Source organism: Leucobacter luti (assembly GCF_050310065.1).
Taxonomy (GTDB): domain Bacteria; phylum Actinomycetota; class Actinomycetes; order Actinomycetales; family Microbacteriaceae; genus Leucobacter; species Leucobacter luti_B.
Genome location: NZ_CP190007.1, coordinates 1266435 through 1282043, shown reverse-complemented (window position 1 = coordinate 1282043; position 15609 = coordinate 1266435). Strand labels below are relative to the sequence as shown.

Here is a 15609-nt window from a genome sequence, read left to right as displayed (position 1 = left end):
GGGCCCGCGCTCTCTCGCGGCTGCCGAGGCCGGCCCAGTACGGCGATCATATTTGCAATTGAGGGTGTAATTGCGCGTGCAAAACACAGGTCAATCGCTTACCCTGAGTACATGAGCACGACACTGCACAACCCGAAGATCGAGGCCTTCAATGACTCGGTCCGACAGCCGATCGACCAGGTTGTCGTCACGCTGCGCGAACTCCTCGGTGCGAAACTCGTCGCGTACATCGCCACCGTTTCTGCAACGCGGGTTGTCCGTGACTGGGCGGACGGGATCCGCCAGCCCAACGGCGGAACCGAAGTGAAACTCCGTCACGCATACCGAATTGCCCGCCTGATCGAACGAAGTGAGGGCGCTGCGATCGTCCCCACGTGGTTCCAGGGCATGAACCCGTATCTTGGCGATAAGTCCCCCGCACGCGTCCTGCACGAGAGCGACTTCGAAAGTTCAGCGCCGGAGATCCTCGCGGCGGCAAACTCCTTCGTGGGATCCTAACGAGCGTGGACATCGCGCTGCTCAAAGGCGCACTCGTCTGGCGGGTCGGGCGATTCCCTGACCCGTGGGCCTGGGCAGATCATCAGTACTCGGGGCGGAATCGATGGGATGACGCTGACGGAAACTTCCGAACGGTCTACGCGAGCGCGACACTATTCGGATGCTTCGTCGAGCTCCTCGCATTTGCGCGGCCCGACAGTCCCGAGCACGGTGGCCTCCTCGGCGAGATCGAGGAGGACCCTGCAGACGCCGAGGAGTTTCCGACCGCGCCCGCTGGCCACATCCCGCGTGACTGGTTGAGTGTCCGGATGCAGGCACAAGGGGAGCTCTCCGGCGAGTACGTGGACGTCCGCACCGCAAGCACGATTGCCGACCTCAGGCCACACTTCATCGGGCTCGCCATTCATCTCGAGGTGCCTGATTTCGATGCCGCAGCCCTGAAGCGTGCTTACCCGCGCGAACTCACCCAGCGCGTCGCAACGCGCCTGTACGGGCTTACCGACAGCGACGGCCGCAATTTCATCGACGGAGTCCAGTTCGCTTCCCGGCACGGCGACGACCTCGAGATGTGGGCAGTGTTTGAGCGACCCGAGGATCAGCACACCAGTCGACTCATCCGCAATCGCTCTTCCTCCCCAATCGACCCCACCGAGCCCGCACTCCTGGATGCCCTGCGCCTCCACAGGCTCAGCACGGACCTCGGTTCATAGCAGCGGATCGCGCCGCGCCCTCGTCTGCTCGGCGCGCGCCGCAAGCTCGTCGTCTGCGGGGTAGGCGATCTCCTCGAGCGACAGCCCCTCGGCTGGCATGACCGTGAACCGGCTCGTGCGCTCGCGCGCGTCGCGCAGGGCCACGAGTTCGTCGTGGCCGATCCGGCCCGAGCCGACCGCGACGACCGCGCCGACGAGCGCCCGCACCATCGAGTGACAGAAGGCGTCGGCCTCGATCCGCGCGGCGTAGGCGCCGTCCTCGGTCTCGCGCCACTCGAAGCTGAGGAGATCCCGCACCGCGGTCGACCCCTCGCGAGCCTTGCAGAAGGTCGTGAAGTCGTTGAGGCCGAGCAGCTCATCCGACGCGAACTGCATCGCCGAGAGATCGAGCCGGCGCGGCACGGCGGCGGTGAAGCGCGCGGTGAGCGGGTCGCGGCGCATCCCCTCCCCCCGCAGCCGGTACTCGTAGCGGCGCCTCAGCGCGGAGAAGCGCGCGTCGAATGCCGGGGGCACCTCGCGCACGCCGTGGATCGCGATGTCGGCCGCACCGCGCTTCAGCACGCCGTTCAGGCGGCGCGCGCGAACCTCGTCGGCCGCTGTGTCGCTCGGCCGCCCGGTCCACTTCGCAAGTTGCTCCTGAGTCACGTCGAGGTGCGCGACCTGGCCCCGGGCGTGCACGCCGGCGTCGGTGCGGCCGCCGACCGTGAGCCTCGCCTCCGGCACGCGCAGCAGCGTCGCGATCGCCCGCTCGAGCTCGCCCTGCACGGTCCGCAGCCCAGGCTGCGTCGCCCATCCCGAGAAGTCCGTGCCGTCGTAGGCGAGGTCGAGGCGCAGCCGCACGGCTGCAGGATCCTGTGGCGACGCGGTTTCTGGCACACGTCGATCCTGCCAGAAGGCCCGCTCCGGCGCCTCTCAGGGCTCCGGCGCGTACACTGTCAGGATGTCCGGGGACGTCTGGGAAACGCGTCTCCGCCCTGATCACACGAGGAGACATCTGCAGAAATGCGCACGGGCCGATTCGGTGGACTCGATGGACTGCGGGCGATCGCGGTCGGGTTGGTGCTCTGCTACCACCTCGTGCCCGGTTCCCTCCGCGGCGGCTTTCTCGGCGTCGATGTCTTCTTTGTAATCAGCGGTTTCCTCATCACCTCCCTGCTGCTGCGGGAGTATGCGAGGAGTGGCAGGATCCGGCTCGTCGGCTTCTGGCGCAGACGGGCTCGCAGGCTGCTTCCCGCGCTCGGGATCGTGCTCCTCGTGTCGGCTTCGCTCGCCGCACTCGTCGGCGGCGACCTCCTCGTCGGGATCGGCAGACAGATCGCGGGTGCGGCATTCTTCGTCAGCAACTGGGTGTTCATCGCGACGGGCGCGGACTACTTCGCGCGCGACACGCCTGAACTCTTCCGCAACACCTGGTCGCTCGCGATCGAGGAGCAGTTCTACGTCGTGCTGCCGCTCCTCGTGATCGTGCTGATGAAGTTCCGCGGCAGGCTCTCGCGCATCCTCCCGCTGCTCGGGCTCGGGCTCGCATCCGCGGCGCTCATGGTCGAGTGGTCGCTGCGGGGCGAGGAGGCGACCCGGATCTACTTCGGCTCGGACACCCACGTCTTCGGCCTGCTGCTCGGAGCGGCGCTCGCGATGCTCGTGACCCGTATGGTCCCGGATCCGGCCCCCGCTGCGCTCACTCCCGTCCGCCAGGCCGGCCTGATCGCGGCTACGGCGCTCGGCCTCGGCATCCTCGGCTGGCTCGCGTGGACGCTGCCGGAGGGTAGCCCCGCGAGCTTCCAGGGCGGGTTCCAGCTCGCGACGGGCGCGGCGCTCCTGACCGTCTGGGCCGTCACCCGCGAGGGTGCCTGGGCCGGGCGCGCGCTCGACGTCGCGCCGCTGCGCTGGGTCGGCGAGCGCTCCTACGGCATCTATCTCTGGCACTGGCCCCTCCTCCTCATCATTGGGAAGGCGCTCGGCCCTGGCCAGGCCTGGGCCACGGCGGCGCTCACCCTCGCCTGCACGATCCTTGTCTCCGCCGTCTCCTACCGCTACGTCGAGCAGCCGGTTCGCAACTTCGGCCTCCGCCGCTCCCTCCGCCTCCTGCTCGGCAAGGGGCCCCGCACCACGCGACGGTGGGCCGTGACCGCTGGCATCGCCGGAATGCTCGTGGTGACCGTCCCCGCGACCGCCTACGCCGTGATCACGGCGCCGCCGGCGACGACCGCGGCCGAGGCCATCGCACGCGGCCAGCAGGCGCTCGACGAGCGGGCCGCGAGCGAAGAGGGCGCCGGGAGCGCCGGTGCGCAATCCGACGCGGCGGACCCATCTGGTGGGGGTGCCGGATCCGGTGCCGGTTCCGGTTCCGGATCCGGAACCGAGAAGGCGCCCACCGGCCCGGTCGTCCCGGTCGGCACCGACATCACTGCGGTCGGCGACTCGGTGATGCTCGCGAGCCTGCCGGAGCTCGAGACGGCGTTCCCGGGTATCTCGGTCGACGCGGCGGTCTCCCGGGGCATGGGCGCGGGAGTCGGCCTCATCGCGGAGCAGGCGGATCGGGGCGAGCTGCGCCGAGTGCTCCTCGTCGGGCTCGGCACGAACGGCCCCGTGGATCCCGCAGACCTTGACGAGCTCGTCCGCCTCGCGGGAAATCGCCCGGTCGTGCTTGTGAACGCGCACGCGGACCGCGACTGGGTGCCCGGCGTCAACGACGAACTCAACTCCTTTGCCGCGAGCCGGAGGGGCGTCGTCGTCGCCGACTGGACGGGCGCCGTGACGGGGGTTCCAGACGCGCTCGCTGGCGACGACATCCACCCCAACCCCTCGGGCGGCGAGATCTACGCCTCGTCCGTGCAGAAGGCGCTCGACGAGCTCGAGACGCCGAGTGAGGCCATCGGCTTCGCGCTCCCCCGCCGCTAGCCCGGCGCGCCCCGGGCATCCCGCAGCGCTCCCAGAGACTTCTGCACCCCACTCGACCCGTTTCACTCATTCGGCAAGTTGAACGCCTATCCCGAGCTGAGCGCCGCACGCCCGGCGCCGCAGGCTCCACACACAAACGCACGAGGCGCCCCGCTGAACAGCGGGACGCCTCGTGCGTTGCGGAAAGAGAGCTTTACTCGGCCTTCTCCTCGGCGGCCTCAGTCTCCTCGACCTCGACCTCCTCTGCGGCCTCGGTCTGCTCGACCTTGGGCTCCTCAGCCTTGGGCTCCTCGGCCTTGGCTGCCTTCTTCGCCTTGGGCTTCGGGTTCACCGGCTCGAGCACGAGCTCGATGATCGCCATGGGGGCGTTGTCGCCCTTGCGGAAGCCGGTCTTGATGATGCGGGTGTAGCCACCCTCGCGGTTCTCGACGAGCGGCGCGATCTCTGCGAAGAGCTCGTGCACGACGTTCTTGTCGAGGATCTGGCGCATCACGCGACGGCGGGCGTGCAGGTCGCCGCGCTTCGCGAAGGTGACGAGGCGCTCGGCCACCGGCTGCAGGCGCTTGGCCTTCGTCTCGGTGGTCTGGATACGCTTGTGCTCGAAGAGCTGCGCAGCCATCTGGTTCAGCATCAGGCGCTCGTGTGCGGGGCCGCCTCCGAGGCGGGGGCCCTTGTTGGGCTTGGGCATTCTTTACTCCAGTAAGTGTGAGGTCTGGCCGGTGGGCGCAGGATCCTTAGTTGTTGTCGTCTTCGTAGCTGTAGAACTGCGCCCCATCGAAACCGGGAACGGCGTCCTTCAGCGACAGTCCCATCTCGGTGAGCTTGTCGCGCACCTCGAAGACTGACTTCTGACCGAAATTGCGGATGTTCATCAGCTGTGCCTCGGAGAGCGCCACGAGCTCGCTCACCGTGTTGATGCCCTCGCGCTTGAGGCAGTTGTAGCTGCGCACCGAGAGATCGAGATCCTCGATCGGGATCGAGAGCTCGCCCTCCGTGACGACCTCGACCGGCGCGGGGCCGATCTCGACGCCCTCAGCGGCGGTGTTGAGCTCGCGCGCCAGGCCGAACAGCTCGACGAGCGTCGAACCGGCCGAAGCAATCGCGTCGCGCGGGCTGATCGCCGGCTTCGTCTCGACGTCGACCACGAGGCGATCGAAGTCGGTGCGCTCGCCCGCACGCGTGGCCTCCACGCGGTAGGTGACCTTCAGCACCGGCGAGTAGATCGAGTCGACCGGAATGCGGCCGACCTCGGCGTCCTCGTTGCGGTTCTGGGCGGCCGAAACGTAGCCGCGGCCGCGCTCGATCGTGAGCTCGAGCTCGAACTGCGCCGAGTCGCTGAGCGTCGCGATGACGAGCTCGGGGTTGTGCACCTCGACGCCCGCCGGAGCGGAGATGTCGGCTGCGGTAACCTCGCCGGCACCCGTCTTGCGCAGGTACGCGGTGATCGGCTCGTCGTGCTCGCTGGAGACGACAAGGTCCTTGATGTTGAGAATGATCTCGGTGACGTCCTCGGTCACGCCCGGAATGGTCGTGAACTCGTGGGCGACGCCCTCGAAGCGTACGCTCGTGACTGCCGCGCCGGGGATCGACGAGAGCAGCGTGCGACGCAGCGAGTTGCCGAGCGTGTAGCCGAAGCCGGGCTCGAGGGGCTCGATGGCGAAGCGCGAACGGAACTCGGAGATCGGTTCTTCAGTCAGAGTGGGTCGCTGTGCGATGAGCACGGTGTGTGGTCCTTTCGCTGGAGTCCGCTATATGACTCATGCGGTTTCGGGAAGATGTGGGCCCCGGGCGCGACCGAAGCCGCCTGGGCCCTGTGCCCCGGCGCGAGAGCGGGATCCGCCCCCGCGCCGGAACCGAGCGTGCTCGTTAGACGCGACGACGCTTGGGCGGGCGGCAGCCGTTGTGCGTCTGAGGCGTAACGTCGTTGATCGAGCCGACCTCGAGGCCAGCGGCCTGGAGCGAACGGATCGCAGTCTCGCGACCCGAGCCCGGGCCCTTGACGAAGACGTCGACCTTCTTCATGCCGTGCTCCTGCGCCTTGCGGGCGGCCGACTCTGCGGCGAGCTGCGCGGCGAACGGGGTCGACTTGCGCGAGCCCTTGAAGCCGACGCCACCCGAAGAGGCCCAGCTGATCACGGCACCGGTGGTGTCGGTGATCGAAACGATCGTGTTGTTGAACGTCGACTTGATGTGGGCCTGACCCACGACAACGTTCTTCTTGTCCTTGCGACGCGGCTTGCGCGCCGCCGTCTTTGGTGCAGCCATTGAGTGTTCTCCTGAAAAGCTCTGTGTGACGGTCGAGGTGGCCGGCGTTACTTCTTCTTGCCGGCGACGGTGCGCTTCGGGCCCTTGCGGGTGCGAGCGTTCGTCTTGGTGCGCTGACCGTGCACGGGCAGGCCCTTGCGGTGGCGAATACCCTGGTAGCTGCCGATCTCAACCTTGCGGCGGATGTCGGCGGCGACCTCGCGGCGGAGGTCACCCTCAACCTTGAAGTTGCCCTCGATGTAATCGCGGAGCGCGACGAGCTGGTCGTCGGTGAGGTCCTTGACGCGAATGTTGCCGTCGATGCCGGTTTCTGCGAGCGTCTTCAGCGCGCTGGTGCGGCCGACGCCATAGATGTAGGTGAGTGCGATCTCAACGCGCTTTTCGCGCGGGATGTCGACTCCTGCGAGACGTGCCATATTGGCTCTCCTTGCGGATCGTGGAGGTTTGGTGCGTATCGGGGGTTCGGGCCTCCGACCCGAGGTGTCCCCCGGCAGGACTCGCCTGCCGGGTTCTTCGATGCGCTGGATCAGTTATTGAATTGTGTGGTGTGCTGCGAGGCGCCGCACGCCGGGGACTAGCCCTGGCGCTGCTTGTGGCGCGGGTTCTCGCAGATCACCATGACACGGCCGTGACGACGGATGACCTTGCACTTGTCGCAGATCTTCTTAACGCTGGGCTTGACCTTCATGATGTTTCCTTTAGCGGTTCGCTGTCCTCGTACCCCCGGGGTGCCGGGAGCCGTTACTTTCCAGCGGCCTACTTGTAGCGGTAGACGATTCGCCCACGGGTCAGATCGTACGGAGTCAGCTCCACGATCACGCGGTCCTCGGGGAGGATGCGGATGTAGTGCTGGCGCATCTTGCCCGAGATATGAGCGAGCACCTTGTGTCCATTGGTCAGCTCGACGCGGAACATCGCGTTCGGCAGAGCCTCGACTACGTGTCCCTCGATCTCGATGACGCCGTCTTTCTTCGCCATATCCTCACTATCGCTTCGTAGGTTCGCTGGTCATGCGAATGCTCAGCGCACCGATTTCGCGAACGCGAAAACAGGCGCAAAGCACCAAAGATCAAGGGTACCCCTCGATCGAGGTTTTGTAAAGGCGGGCTACGGGATCGGGACGGGTGTGACGCCCAGGGGCGCGAGCCCCTCCGCTCCCCCGTCTTCCGCCGTGAGCACCCAGATGCCCTTTTCGTGCACCGCCACCGAGTGCTCCCACTGGGCGCTCATCGAGCCGTCCGCGATCGTGACCGTCCAGTCATCGTCCTCGACGACGGTGTCGATCCCGCCGGCGGAGATGATCGGCTCGATCGCGACGACCAGCCCGGGCTTCACCTCGGGTCCGCGCCGCTTCACCGGCACGTTGAACACGGGCGGATCCTCGTGCATGCTGCGGCCGATCCCGTGTCCGATGTAATCCTCGAGGACTCCGAAGTCGCTGTTCGCGCGCACATAAGCCGACACGGCCTCCCCGACCTCGTTGAGGTGGGAGGCGGTCGCGAGCCGCGCGATCCCGCGCCACATCGCCTGCTCGGTGACGGCGCTCAGCTTCTCGTTCGCCGCGGTCAGCTCGGGGCGCGAGTGGTCCGGCAGCACCGCGGTGAACGCCGCGTCTCCGTTCCAGCCGCCCAGCACCGCGCCGGCGTCGAGCGCCACGATATCGCCGGGCTCGAGCGGCGTATCGCTCGGGATCCCATGCACGACGTGCGCGTTGACATTCGCACAGATCGTGTGGCGGTAGCCGGGCTCGAGCATGAAGTTCGGAGCGCCACCGCGAGCGCGGATCGCCGCCTCGGCGAGCGCGTCGAGTTCGAGCGGGGTGATGCCCGGGCGCACGGCCTCGCGCATCGCAGCGAGGGCCGCGGCCGTGGCAAGGCCCGGCTCGATCATGAGGCGCAGCTGCGCGGGCGACTTATAGATCGAACGGCGCAGGATCCCCCGGCGGGCCACCGCTAGCTGCCCACTCGGGCGCCGAGCTTGGCGTCGAGACCCTGGGCGATCCGGTCGGCGACCTCCTCGACGGTGCCGAGACCGTTGACGGAGACGAGGATGCCGCGCTCGGAGAAGAGCGCGACGAGCGGAGCGGTCTGCTCGGCGTAGACCTCCTGGCGATGGCGGATGACCTCTTCGGTGTCGTCCGCGCGGCCCTCGAGCTCGGCGCGCTTCAGGAGGCGTGCGACGACCTCGTCGACCTCGGCCTCGAGGAGCACCACCGCGTCGAGCCCCGCGCCGACGGGCCGCAGCATTGCGTCAAGTGCGTGCACCTGCTCCACCGTGCGGGGGTAGCCGTCGAGCAGGAAGCCGCCGACGGCGTCGGCCTGCTGCAGGCGATCCTCCACGATCTCGTTCGTCAGCGAGTCGGGCACGAGTTCGCCCTGCTCGATGATCGCCTGCACCTGCTTGCCGAGCGGGGTACCGCCCTTGATGTTGGCGCGGAAGATGTCGCCCGTGGAGATTGCGGGAACGCCGTAGCGCTCCGCGATCCGGGAGGCCTGCGTGCCCTTGCCCGCTCCGGGAGGGCCGATGATGAGCAGTCGTGCGGTTGTGGTGTCGGTCACTTGAGGAGCCCTTCGTAGTGGCGCTGCTGCAGCTGGGCGTCAATCTGCTTCACCGTCTCGAGCCCGACACCCACGATGATGAGGATCGACGAGCCGCCAAACGGGAAGTTCTGATTCGCACCGAAGAACGAGAGCGCGATGAGAGGAATGAGTGCGATGACGCCCAGGTAGAGGGAACCCGCGCTGGTGATGCGCGTCAGCACATAGTTGAGGTACTCGGCGGTCGGGCGACCGGCGCGAATTCCGGGGATGAAGCCGCCATACTGCTTCATGTTGTCCGCGACCTCCTCCGGGTTGAAGGTGATCTGCACGTAGAAGAACGTGAACCCGATCACGAGGAGGAAGAAGACGATCATGTAGACCGGCTGATCGCCGAGCACGAGGTTGTTCTGGATCCAGACCACCCAGGGCTTCGGATCCTCGCCGATCTGAGGCTGGTTGAACTGGGTGATGAGCATCGGCAGGTACAGCATCGCCGAGGCGAAGATGACCGGGATCACGCCCGCCATGTTCACCTTGATCGGGATGTACGTGCTCGAGCCACCGTACGTCCTGCGGCCCACCACGCGCTTCGCGTACTGCACCGGGATCCTCCGCTGAGACTGCTCGACGAAGACGACCGCCGCGACGACCACGAGGCCGACGCCCAAGACGAGGAAGAAGACCTCCCAGCCGCGCGACTCCTTGATGATCCACATGGCGCCGGGGAAGCTCGCGGCGATCGAGGTGAAGATGAGGAGCGACATACCGTTGCCGATGCCGTGCTCCGTGATGAGCTCGCCGAACCACATGATCAGGCCGGTTCCGGCGGTCATCGTCAGGATCATGATGAGGATCGCCCACCACTCCTGCGAGACGAGGTTCTGACATGCCTGGTTGGCAGCGGCACCGAAGAGCTGGCCCGAGCGCGCGACGGTGATGAGCGTCGTCGACTGCAGGATCGCGAGCGCGATGGTCAGGTAGCGGGTGTACTGCGTGAGCTTCGCCTGACCCGCCTGGCCCTCCTTGTGGAGCGCCTCGAAGTGCGGGATGACGACGCGCAGGAGCTGGGTGATGATCGAGGCCGTAATGTACGGCATGATGCCGAGCGCGAAGATCGAGAGCTGCAGCAGCGCACCGCCGCTGAACAGGTTGATCATGTCGTAGAGACCCGCGGTGCCCGACTGGTTCGCCGCGAGACAGGCCTGCACGTTATTGAAGTCCACAAAGGGCGCCGGGATGAAGGATCCGAGCCGGAAGAGCGAGACGATGCCGAGCGTGAAGACGATCTTCCGCCGCAGATCGGGTGTCTTGAAGATCCGTCCGATAGCGCTGAACAAAATGCCTCCTGAGGGCGTCGTGTGGGCCTTCGCCTGCCGACGAGAACCGATTGCACCAGCCTACACGCCGGTGGGAACGTGGTTACGCGGCCTAACCCTGGGTCCGGCCTGAAAAATCAAAGCGGGGGCGGGCCGGGCGGCACGAATGCCGGCCCGACGCCTCCCCCGCTGCTCGAGTCATCCTCGAGTTTCGAACCCTTGCGGGTCCCTACTTGATCTCTCCGCCAGCGGCGACGATCTTCTGCTCAGCGGCAGCCGAGACCTTGTCGACCTGGACGGTGAGCTTGACCTGGAGGTCGCCGTCGCCCAGCACCTTGACGGGCTGGTTCTTGCGGACAGCGCCCTTGGCCACGAGATCCTCGACCGTGACGTCGCCACCCTTGGGGTAGAGCTCTGCGAGCTTGGCAACGTTCACGACCTGGTACTCGGTGCGGAACGGGTTCTTGAACCCGCGCAGCTTCGGGGTGCGCATGTGCAGCGGCATCTGCCCACCCTCGAAGCCAGCCTTGACCTGGTACCGGGCCTTGGTGCCCTTGGTGCCGCGGCCGGCCGTCTTACCCTTGGACGCCTCGCCGCGACCCACGCGGGTCTTGGCCTTCTTGGCGCCGGGAGCCGGGCGAAGGTGGTGAGCCTTCAGCACCTGCTCGCGCTCCTCGTTCTTCTCGCTCATGCGTCGATCTCCTCAACCTCTACCAGGTGAGCGACAGCGCGGATGTAGCCGCGGTTGGCCTGGGTGTCCTCACGAACGACCGACTGGCCGATCTTCTTGAGGCCGAGGCTGCGCAGGGTGTCGCGCTGGTTCTGCTTCTCACTGATGACGGACTTCGTCTGCGTAATCTTCAGGCTCTTTGCCATTACGCACCTGCCTTTGCCTTCGCGGCAGCGTCGGCCGCAGCCTTCGCCTCGGCGCGCACGATGCGGGCCGGGGCGACGCGGTCGAAGTCGAGGCCGCGGCGGGCTGCGACGGAGCGGGGCTCCTCGAGCTGCTGCAGGGCCTCAACGGTCGCGTGCACGATGTTCAGGGTGTTCGACGAACCGAGCGACTTGCTCAGCACGTCGTGGATGCCGGCGCACTCGAGGACGGCGCGCACGGGGCCACCGGCGATAACACCGGTACCCGCAGCGGCGGGGCGCAGGAGCACCACACCGGCTGCAGCCTCGCCCTGAACCGGGTGAGGGATCGTGCTGCCAACGCGCGGAACGCGGAAGAAGTTCTTCTTGGCCTCCTCGACACCCTTGGAGATGGCGAGGGGCACCTCCTTCGCCTTGCCGTAGCCGACACCGACGGTGCCGTTGCCATCGCCCACCACGACAAGCGCGGTGAAGCTGAAGCGACGGCCGCCCTTGACGACCTTCGAGACGCGGTTGATGGTGACGACGCGCTCCAGGAACTGGCTCTCGTTGCGGTCGCGACCGCCACGCTCGTTCCGGGTGCCGCGGTCGCGGCTGCCGCGACGCTGCTCGCGGGGCTCGTTGCGGTGATCCTGAGCCGGGGCCTCAGCGGCCGCAGCTTCCGTGGCCGGAGCCTCGGTCTTAGCCGCTGCGTTCACTTCCTGCTCCTTCGTTTCATTGCTCACAGGGTCAGCCCCCCTTCGCGTGCACCGTCGGCGATCGCTGCAACACGACCGGCGTACTTGCTGCCGCCGCGGTCGAACACGACCGCCTCGACACCGGCGCTCTTCGCACGCTCGGCGACGAGCTCGCCGACCTTGCGCGCCTTCGCCGTCTTGTCGCCGTCGAACGAGCGCAGATCGGCTTCCATCGTTGACGCCGAGGCGACCGTGCGGCCCACCGAGTCGTCAACGACCTGAACGAACACGTGACGCGCGGAGCGGGTCACGACGAGACGGGGGCGAGCCTCCGTACCGACAATCTTCTTCCGCAGGCGGGCGTGGCGGCGAACGCGCGCAGCCGAGCGACCCTTTGCCCGAGTAACTGAAGCGGCCATGGGTTACTTACCAGCCTTTCCTGCCTTGCGGCGAACGTTCTCGCCCGCGTAGCGAATGCCCTTGCCCTTGTAGGGCTCCGGCTTCTTCAGCTTGCGGATGTTGGCTGCGGCCTCGCCGACAGCCTGCTTCGAGATACCGCTCACGGTGATCTTCGTGTTGCCCTCGACTGCGAGCGTGATGCCCTCAGGAGCATCGACGCTGACCGGGTGCGAGAAGCCGAGCGCCAGCTCGAGGCCGGTGCCCTTCTGCTGCACGCGGTAGCCCGTGCCGACAACCTCGAGCTGCTTGGAGTAGCCCTCGGTCACACCGATGATGTTGTTGTTGATGAGCGTGCGGGTGAGACCGTGCAGCGCTCGGGAATCCCGCTCGTCGTCGGGACGGGTGACGAGCACCTGACCGTCCTCGAGAGCGACGCGGATCGGCTCGGCGACGACGAGCGACAGCTCGCCCTTCGAACCCTTGACCGTGACCTTCTGGCCATCGATCTTGACATCGACACCGCCGGGAACGGCGATGGGAAGCTTACCAATACGTGACATGAGCGCTTACCACACGTAGGCGAGGACTTCCCCACCCACGCCCTTCTGCTCGGCCTCGCGGTCGGTGAGGAGCCCCGAGGAGGTGGACAGGATCGCGATGCCGAGGCCGCCGAGGACGCTCGGGATCTCGGTGGAGCCTGCGTAAACCCGGAGGCCGGGCTTGGAAACACGCTTGATGCCCTCGATCGAGCGCTCGCGGTTCGGGCCGTACTTCAGCGACATGGTGATGGTCGTGCCGACGCGTGCCGGCTCGACCTTCCAGTCCTTGATGTAGCCCTCGCGCTTGAGGATCTCGGCGATCCGCTCCTTCAGCTTCGAGCCGGGGAGCGAAACGTCGTCATGATGCGCAGAGTTGGCGTTGCGCAGCCGGGTCAGCATATCTGCGACCGGATCAGTCATCGTCATGAGTGACTCTTTCTTTCTCGCCTGGTATCACACACCGTTACACGGAGTGTGACCTGGGTGACACACGGATGGGGTGCCCGGGAAATCCCCGGGCACCCTCCCCGCTTGGACTATTCAGTTATTCGGACTTGAACGGGAAGCCGAGCGCACGAAGCAGTGCGCGACCCTCGTCATCAGTCTTCGCGGTGGTCACGACAGTGATGTCGAAACCACGCACCCGATCAATCTTATCCTGATCGATCTCGTGGAACACACTCTGCTCGGTCAGACCGAAGGTGTAGTTTCCGTTTCCGTCGAACTGGCGGGGCGAAAGGCCGCGGAAATCGCGGATTCGCGGGAGTGCCAGGCCGATGAGGCGGTCAAGGAATTCCCAGGCACGGTCACCGCGGAGGGTGACGTGCGCACCGATGGCCTGGCCCTCGCGCAGCTTGAACTGCGCGATGGACTTGCGAGCCTTGGTGACCATGGGCTTCTGGCCGGTGATCTTCGTGAGGTCCGCAATCGCGCCCTCGATCACCTTGCTGTCACGTGCAGCCTCGCCGACACCCGTGTTCACGACCACCTTGACGATGCCCGGAACCTGCATGATGTTGGCGTAGCTGAACTCCTCGCGAAGCTGCGGAACGATCTCGCTCCGGTACTTCTGCTTCAGGCGCGGCTGGATTTTGCCAGTCGCTGCAGCAGTCTCAGTCATTAGAGGTCCTTCCCCGACTTCTTCGCGTAGCGAACGCGGACGGTCTTCTTCTTGCCGTCGCGCTCGACCTCTTCGACGCGGAAACCGACGCGGGTCGGCTTCTTCGTCTCGGGATCGACGATGGCGACGTTCGAGACGTGGATCGGGGCCTCAACGGTCTCGATCCCACCCTCGCGGGTGCCGCGCTCGGACTGGCCTGCGCGGACGTGCTTCGTGACGTAGTTCACGCCCTCGACGACGACGCGATCGCTCTCCGAGAAGACCTCGATGACGCGACCCTGCTTGCCCTTGTAGCCGCCACGCTCCTGCGAGGGGCCCGAGATGACCTCGACGAGGTCACCCTTCTTGATCTTGCTGCCCATAGGACTAGATCACCTCCGGTGCGAGCGAGACGATCTTCATGAAGCGCTTGTCGCGCAGCTCACGTCCGACCGGCCCGAAAATACGGGTGCCGCGGGGCTCCCCGTCGGCCTTCAGAATGACGGCGGCGTTCTCGTCGAACGCGATGTACGAGCCGTCGACGCGACGCGTCGACTTGCGCGTGCGAACGACGACGGCCTTGACGACGTCGCCCTTCTTCACGTTGCCGCCGGGGATCGCGTCCTTGACGGTCGCGACGATCGTGTCGCCGAGACCGGCGTAGCGACGCTTCGAGCCGCCGAGAACACGAATGGTAAGCAACTCCTTGGCGCCCGTGTTATCGGCCACCTTGAGTCGGGATTCCTGCTGAATCACTTGCTAACTCCTTACTCAGTAAGCGCGAGGCTTACTTCGCCTTCTCGAGGATCTCGACCAGGCGCCAGCGCTTCGAGGCGCTGACGGGACGGGTCTCATGGATGAGCACGAGATCGCCGATGCCGGCGGTGTTCTGCTCATCGTGTGCCTTCACCTTCGACGAACGGCGCATCACCTTGCCGTAGAGCGGGTGCTTCACACGGTCCTCGACCTCGACGACGATGGTCTTGTCCATCTTGTCGCTGACGACGTAGCCGCGGCGCGCCTTGCGGTAGCCGCGCTGTTCCTTCTCGACCTCAGCCATGTTTAGGCCTCCTTCGTCTCAGCGGCGGCGTCCGCCTGCTCGGTCTTCTTGGTGCTCTTCTTCTTGGCGGGAGCCGGAGCAGCTGCGGGCGTGGCCCGAATGCCCAGCTCGCGCTCACGGAGCACCGTGTAGATGCGCGCGATGTCGCGCTTCACCTGACGGACGCGGCCGTGGCTCTCCAGCTGGCCGGTGGCCGACTGGAAGCGCAGGTTGAAGAGCTCGGCCTTGGCCTTCTTCAGCTCCTCAGCCAGACGCTCGTTCTCGAACGCGTCGAGCTCGACAATGGCCAGTTCCTTGGTTCCGATCGCCATTACGCGTCGCCCTCCTCGCGCTTGATAATGCGGGCCTTGAGGGGCAGCTTGTGGATGGCGCGGGTGAGCGCCTCACGTGCGAGCTCCTCATCGACACCGGCGACCTCGAAGAGGACGCGGCCCGGCTTGACGTTTGCAACCCACCACTCGGGCGAGCCCTTACCGGAACCCATTCGGGTTTCCGCCGGCTTCTTGGTCAGCGGACGGTCGGGGTAGATGTTGATCCACACCTTGCCGCCGCGCTTGATGTGACGGGTCATCGCGATACGAGCGGACTCGATCTGACGGTTCGTCACGTACGCGGGCGTGAGGGCCTGGATGCCGAACTCACCGAAGGCAACCTTGTTGCCGCCCTTGGACTGACCGCTGCGGCCCGGGTGGTGCTGCTTGCGGTACTTGACTCGACGGGGAATAAGCATGC

25 protein-coding genes are annotated in these 15609 nt (G+C 66.4%); 3 read left to right on the top strand and 22 right to left on the bottom strand.

Annotated features, from left to right (window positions below; genetic code table 11):
- The first annotated feature begins 111 nt into the window (after positions 1-111).
- Together ACOPJ3_RS05900 and ACOPJ3_RS05895 are read left to right on the top strand one after the other, a co-directional pair.
- The gene (locus ACOPJ3_RS05900) at positions 112-498 is read left to right on the top strand and encodes a hypothetical protein (RefSeq protein ID WP_427870902.1); all 387 of its coding nucleotides are present in this window, start codon (positions 112-114) and stop codon (positions 496-498) included.
- Positions 499-503: 5 nt separating this feature from the next.
- Complete coding sequence (locus ACOPJ3_RS05895; protein ID WP_427870901.1) at positions 504-1208, top strand: hypothetical protein; 705 nt, start codon at positions 504-506, stop codon at positions 1206-1208.
- Here ACOPJ3_RS05895 and truA read toward each other — a convergent pair.
- Positions 1203-2084: a tRNA pseudouridine(38-40) synthase TruA gene (gene truA, locus ACOPJ3_RS05890; RefSeq protein ID WP_427870900.1), complete on the bottom strand. Its 882-nt coding sequence runs from the start codon at positions 2082-2084 to the stop codon at positions 1203-1205. The two genes, ACOPJ3_RS05895 and truA, sit on opposite strands and share 6 nt — an antisense overlap.
- A 126-nt stretch (positions 2085-2210) precedes the next feature.
- Between truA and ACOPJ3_RS05885 the strand changes: the two genes are divergently transcribed.
- Positions 2211-4109 carry an acyltransferase family protein gene (locus tag ACOPJ3_RS05885; protein WP_427870898.1) on the top strand — a complete coding sequence of 633 codons (1899 nt, stop codon included), beginning with the start codon at positions 2211-2213 and terminating at the stop codon, positions 4107-4109.
- Positions 4110-4302: 193 nt separating this feature from the next.
- On the opposite strand, the gene rplQ is transcribed toward ACOPJ3_RS05885, so the two are convergent.
- The 21 genes from rplQ to rplP form a co-directional block, all read right to left on the bottom strand.
- The gene (gene rplQ / locus ACOPJ3_RS05880) at positions 4303-4797 is read right to left on the bottom strand and encodes a 50S ribosomal protein L17 (RefSeq protein WP_427870897.1); all 495 of its coding nucleotides are present in this window, start codon (positions 4795-4797) and stop codon (positions 4303-4305) included.
- A 46-nt stretch (positions 4798-4843) separates the two neighbouring features.
- Positions 4844-5830, bottom strand: coding sequence for a DNA-directed RNA polymerase subunit alpha (locus tag ACOPJ3_RS05875; protein ID WP_427870896.1), 987 nt, complete (start codon positions 5828-5830; stop codon positions 4844-4846).
- Positions 5831-5975: 145 nt separating this feature from the next.
- Positions 5976-6374 (bottom strand): 30S ribosomal protein S11, encoded by a 399-nt coding sequence (gene rpsK, locus ACOPJ3_RS05870; RefSeq protein WP_025133724.1) that lies wholly within the window; start codon positions 6372-6374, stop codon positions 5976-5978.
- Positions 6375-6421: 47 nt separating this feature from the next.
- Positions 6422-6790, bottom strand: a complete 369-nt coding sequence (rpsM, locus tag ACOPJ3_RS05865) for a 30S ribosomal protein S13 (RefSeq protein ID WP_427870894.1) — start codon at positions 6788-6790, stop codon at positions 6422-6424.
- Positions 6791-6948: 158 nt separating this feature from the next.
- Entirely contained in the window at positions 6949-7062 is a 114-nt protein-coding gene (rpmJ, locus tag ACOPJ3_RS05860) for a 50S ribosomal protein L36 (RefSeq protein ID WP_009199219.1), read from the bottom strand.
- A gap of 68 nt (positions 7063-7130) precedes the next feature.
- Positions 7131-7352 (bottom strand): translation initiation factor IF-1, encoded by a 222-nt coding sequence (gene infA / locus ACOPJ3_RS05855; protein WP_017793388.1) that lies wholly within the window; start codon positions 7350-7352, stop codon positions 7131-7133.
- Positions 7353-7481: 129 nt separating this feature from the next.
- Positions 7482-8324: a type I methionyl aminopeptidase gene (gene map / locus ACOPJ3_RS05850; protein ID WP_427870893.1), complete on the bottom strand. Its 843-nt coding sequence runs from the start codon at positions 8322-8324 to the stop codon at positions 7482-7484.
- Between the two features lie 2 nt (positions 8325-8326).
- Positions 8327-8932: an adenylate kinase gene (locus tag ACOPJ3_RS05845; protein ID WP_427870892.1), complete on the bottom strand. Its 606-nt coding sequence runs from the start codon at positions 8930-8932 to the stop codon at positions 8327-8329.
- Positions 8929-10251: a preprotein translocase subunit SecY gene (gene secY, locus ACOPJ3_RS05840; protein ID WP_427870891.1), complete on the bottom strand. Its 1323-nt coding sequence runs from the start codon at positions 10249-10251 to the stop codon at positions 8929-8931. Before secY ends, ACOPJ3_RS05845 begins: the two co-directional genes overlap by 4 nt.
- A 208-nt stretch (positions 10252-10459) precedes the next feature.
- Positions 10460-10921, bottom strand: a complete 462-nt coding sequence (gene rplO / locus ACOPJ3_RS05835; protein WP_427870890.1) for a 50S ribosomal protein L15 — start codon at positions 10919-10921, stop codon at positions 10460-10462.
- Complete coding sequence (gene rpmD, locus ACOPJ3_RS05830; protein WP_427870889.1) at positions 10918-11106, bottom strand: 50S ribosomal protein L30; 189 nt, start codon at positions 11104-11106, stop codon at positions 10918-10920. The genes rplO and rpmD overlap by 4 nt, the downstream gene beginning before the upstream one ends.
- The gene (gene rpsE, locus ACOPJ3_RS05825; protein ID WP_427870888.1) at positions 11106-11828 is read right to left on the bottom strand and encodes a 30S ribosomal protein S5; all 723 of its coding nucleotides are present in this window, start codon (positions 11826-11828) and stop codon (positions 11106-11108) included. The genes rpmD and rpsE overlap by 1 nt, the downstream gene beginning before the upstream one ends.
- Entirely contained in the window at positions 11825-12199 is a 375-nt protein-coding gene (rplR, locus tag ACOPJ3_RS05820) for a 50S ribosomal protein L18 (RefSeq protein WP_427870887.1), read from the bottom strand. Before rplR ends, rpsE begins: the two co-directional genes overlap by 4 nt.
- A 3-nt stretch (positions 12200-12202) precedes the next feature.
- On the bottom strand, positions 12203-12739 hold the full coding sequence (gene rplF, locus ACOPJ3_RS05815; protein WP_427870886.1) for a 50S ribosomal protein L6: 537 nt from the start codon (positions 12737-12739) through the stop codon (positions 12203-12205).
- Between the two features lie 6 nt (positions 12740-12745).
- Positions 12746-13144 carry a 30S ribosomal protein S8 gene (gene rpsH, locus ACOPJ3_RS05810; RefSeq protein WP_200130886.1) on the bottom strand — a complete coding sequence of 133 codons (399 nt, stop codon included), beginning with the start codon at positions 13142-13144 and terminating at the stop codon, positions 12746-12748.
- 118 nt (positions 13145-13262) lie between these two features.
- Positions 13263-13838, bottom strand: a complete 576-nt coding sequence (gene rplE / locus ACOPJ3_RS05805) for a 50S ribosomal protein L5 (RefSeq protein WP_427870884.1) — start codon at positions 13836-13838, stop codon at positions 13263-13265.
- Positions 13838-14200 (bottom strand): 50S ribosomal protein L24, encoded by a 363-nt coding sequence (gene rplX / locus ACOPJ3_RS05800; RefSeq protein WP_427870883.1) that lies wholly within the window; start codon positions 14198-14200, stop codon positions 13838-13840. Before rplX ends, rplE begins: the two co-directional genes overlap by 1 nt.
- 4 nt (positions 14201-14204) lie before the next feature.
- On the bottom strand, positions 14205-14573 hold the full coding sequence (rplN, locus tag ACOPJ3_RS05795; RefSeq protein WP_427870882.1) for a 50S ribosomal protein L14: 369 nt from the start codon (positions 14571-14573) through the stop codon (positions 14205-14207).
- A gap of 31 nt (positions 14574-14604) precedes the next feature.
- Positions 14605-14877 carry a 30S ribosomal protein S17 gene (rpsQ, locus tag ACOPJ3_RS05790; protein WP_427870881.1) on the bottom strand — a complete coding sequence of 91 codons (273 nt, stop codon included), beginning with the start codon at positions 14875-14877 and terminating at the stop codon, positions 14605-14607.
- Between the two features lie 2 nt (positions 14878-14879).
- Positions 14880-15188 (bottom strand): 50S ribosomal protein L29, encoded by a 309-nt coding sequence (gene rpmC, locus ACOPJ3_RS05785; RefSeq protein WP_427870880.1) that lies wholly within the window; start codon positions 15186-15188, stop codon positions 14880-14882.
- Positions 15188-15607 (bottom strand): 50S ribosomal protein L16, encoded by a 420-nt coding sequence (gene rplP / locus ACOPJ3_RS05780; RefSeq protein WP_427870879.1) that lies wholly within the window; start codon positions 15605-15607, stop codon positions 15188-15190. Before rplP ends, rpmC begins: the two co-directional genes overlap by 1 nt.
- Positions 15608-15609: the final 2 nt, after the last annotated feature.

Excerpts from the sequence above, each read along its gene's own strand:
- ACOPJ3_RS05900 (WP_427870902.1), top strand. The coding sequence starts at position 112 with ATGAGCACGACACTGCACAACCCGAAGATCGAGGCCTTCAATGACTCG.
- ACOPJ3_RS05885 (WP_427870898.1), top strand. The coding sequence starts at position 2,211 with ATGCGCACGGGCCGATTCGGTGGACTCGATGGACTGCGGGCGATCGCG.
- rplQ (WP_427870897.1), bottom strand. The coding sequence starts at position 4,797 with ATGCCCAAGCCCAACAAGGGCCCCCGCCTCGGAGGCGGCCCCGCACAC.
- rpsK (WP_025133724.1), bottom strand. The coding sequence starts at position 6,374 with ATGGCTGCACCAAAGACGGCGGCGCGCAAGCCGCGTCGCAAGGACAAG.
- rpsM (WP_427870894.1), bottom strand. The coding sequence starts at position 6,790 with ATGGCACGTCTCGCAGGAGTCGACATCCCGCGCGAAAAGCGCGTTGAG.
- rpmJ (WP_009199219.1), bottom strand. The coding sequence starts at position 7,062 with ATGAAGGTCAAGCCCAGCGTTAAGAAGATCTGCGACAAGTGCAAGGTC.
- infA (WP_017793388.1), bottom strand. The coding sequence starts at position 7,352 with ATGGCGAAGAAAGACGGCGTCATCGAGATCGAGGGACACGTAGTCGAG.
- rplO (WP_427870890.1), bottom strand. The coding sequence starts at position 10,921 with ATGAGCGAGAAGAACGAGGAGCGCGAGCAGGTGCTGAAGGCTCACCAC.
- rpmD (WP_427870889.1), bottom strand. The coding sequence starts at position 11,106 with ATGGCAAAGAGCCTGAAGATTACGCAGACGAAGTCCGTCATCAGTGAG.
- rplR (WP_427870887.1), bottom strand. The coding sequence starts at position 12,199 with ATGGCCGCTTCAGTTACTCGGGCAAAGGGTCGCTCGGCTGCGCGCGTT.
- rplF (WP_427870886.1), bottom strand. The coding sequence starts at position 12,739 with ATGTCACGTATTGGTAAGCTTCCCATCGCCGTTCCCGGCGGTGTCGAT.
- rpsH (WP_200130886.1), bottom strand. The coding sequence starts at position 13,144 with ATGACGATGACTGATCCGGTCGCAGATATGCTGACCCGGCTGCGCAAC.
- rplE (WP_427870884.1), bottom strand. The coding sequence starts at position 13,838 with ATGACTGAGACTGCTGCAGCGACTGGCAAAATCCAGCCGCGCCTGAAG.
- rplX (WP_427870883.1), bottom strand. The coding sequence starts at position 14,200 with ATGGGCAGCAAGATCAAGAAGGGTGACCTCGTCGAGGTCATCTCGGGC.
- rpsQ (WP_427870881.1), bottom strand. The coding sequence starts at position 14,877 with ATGGCTGAGGTCGAGAAGGAACAGCGCGGCTACCGCAAGGCGCGCCGC.
- rpmC (WP_427870880.1), bottom strand. The coding sequence starts at position 15,188 with ATGGCGATCGGAACCAAGGAACTGGCCATTGTCGAGCTCGACGCGTTC.
- rplP (WP_427870879.1), bottom strand. The coding sequence starts at position 15,607 with ATGCTTATTCCCCGTCGAGTCAAGTACCGCAAGCAGCACCACCCGGGC.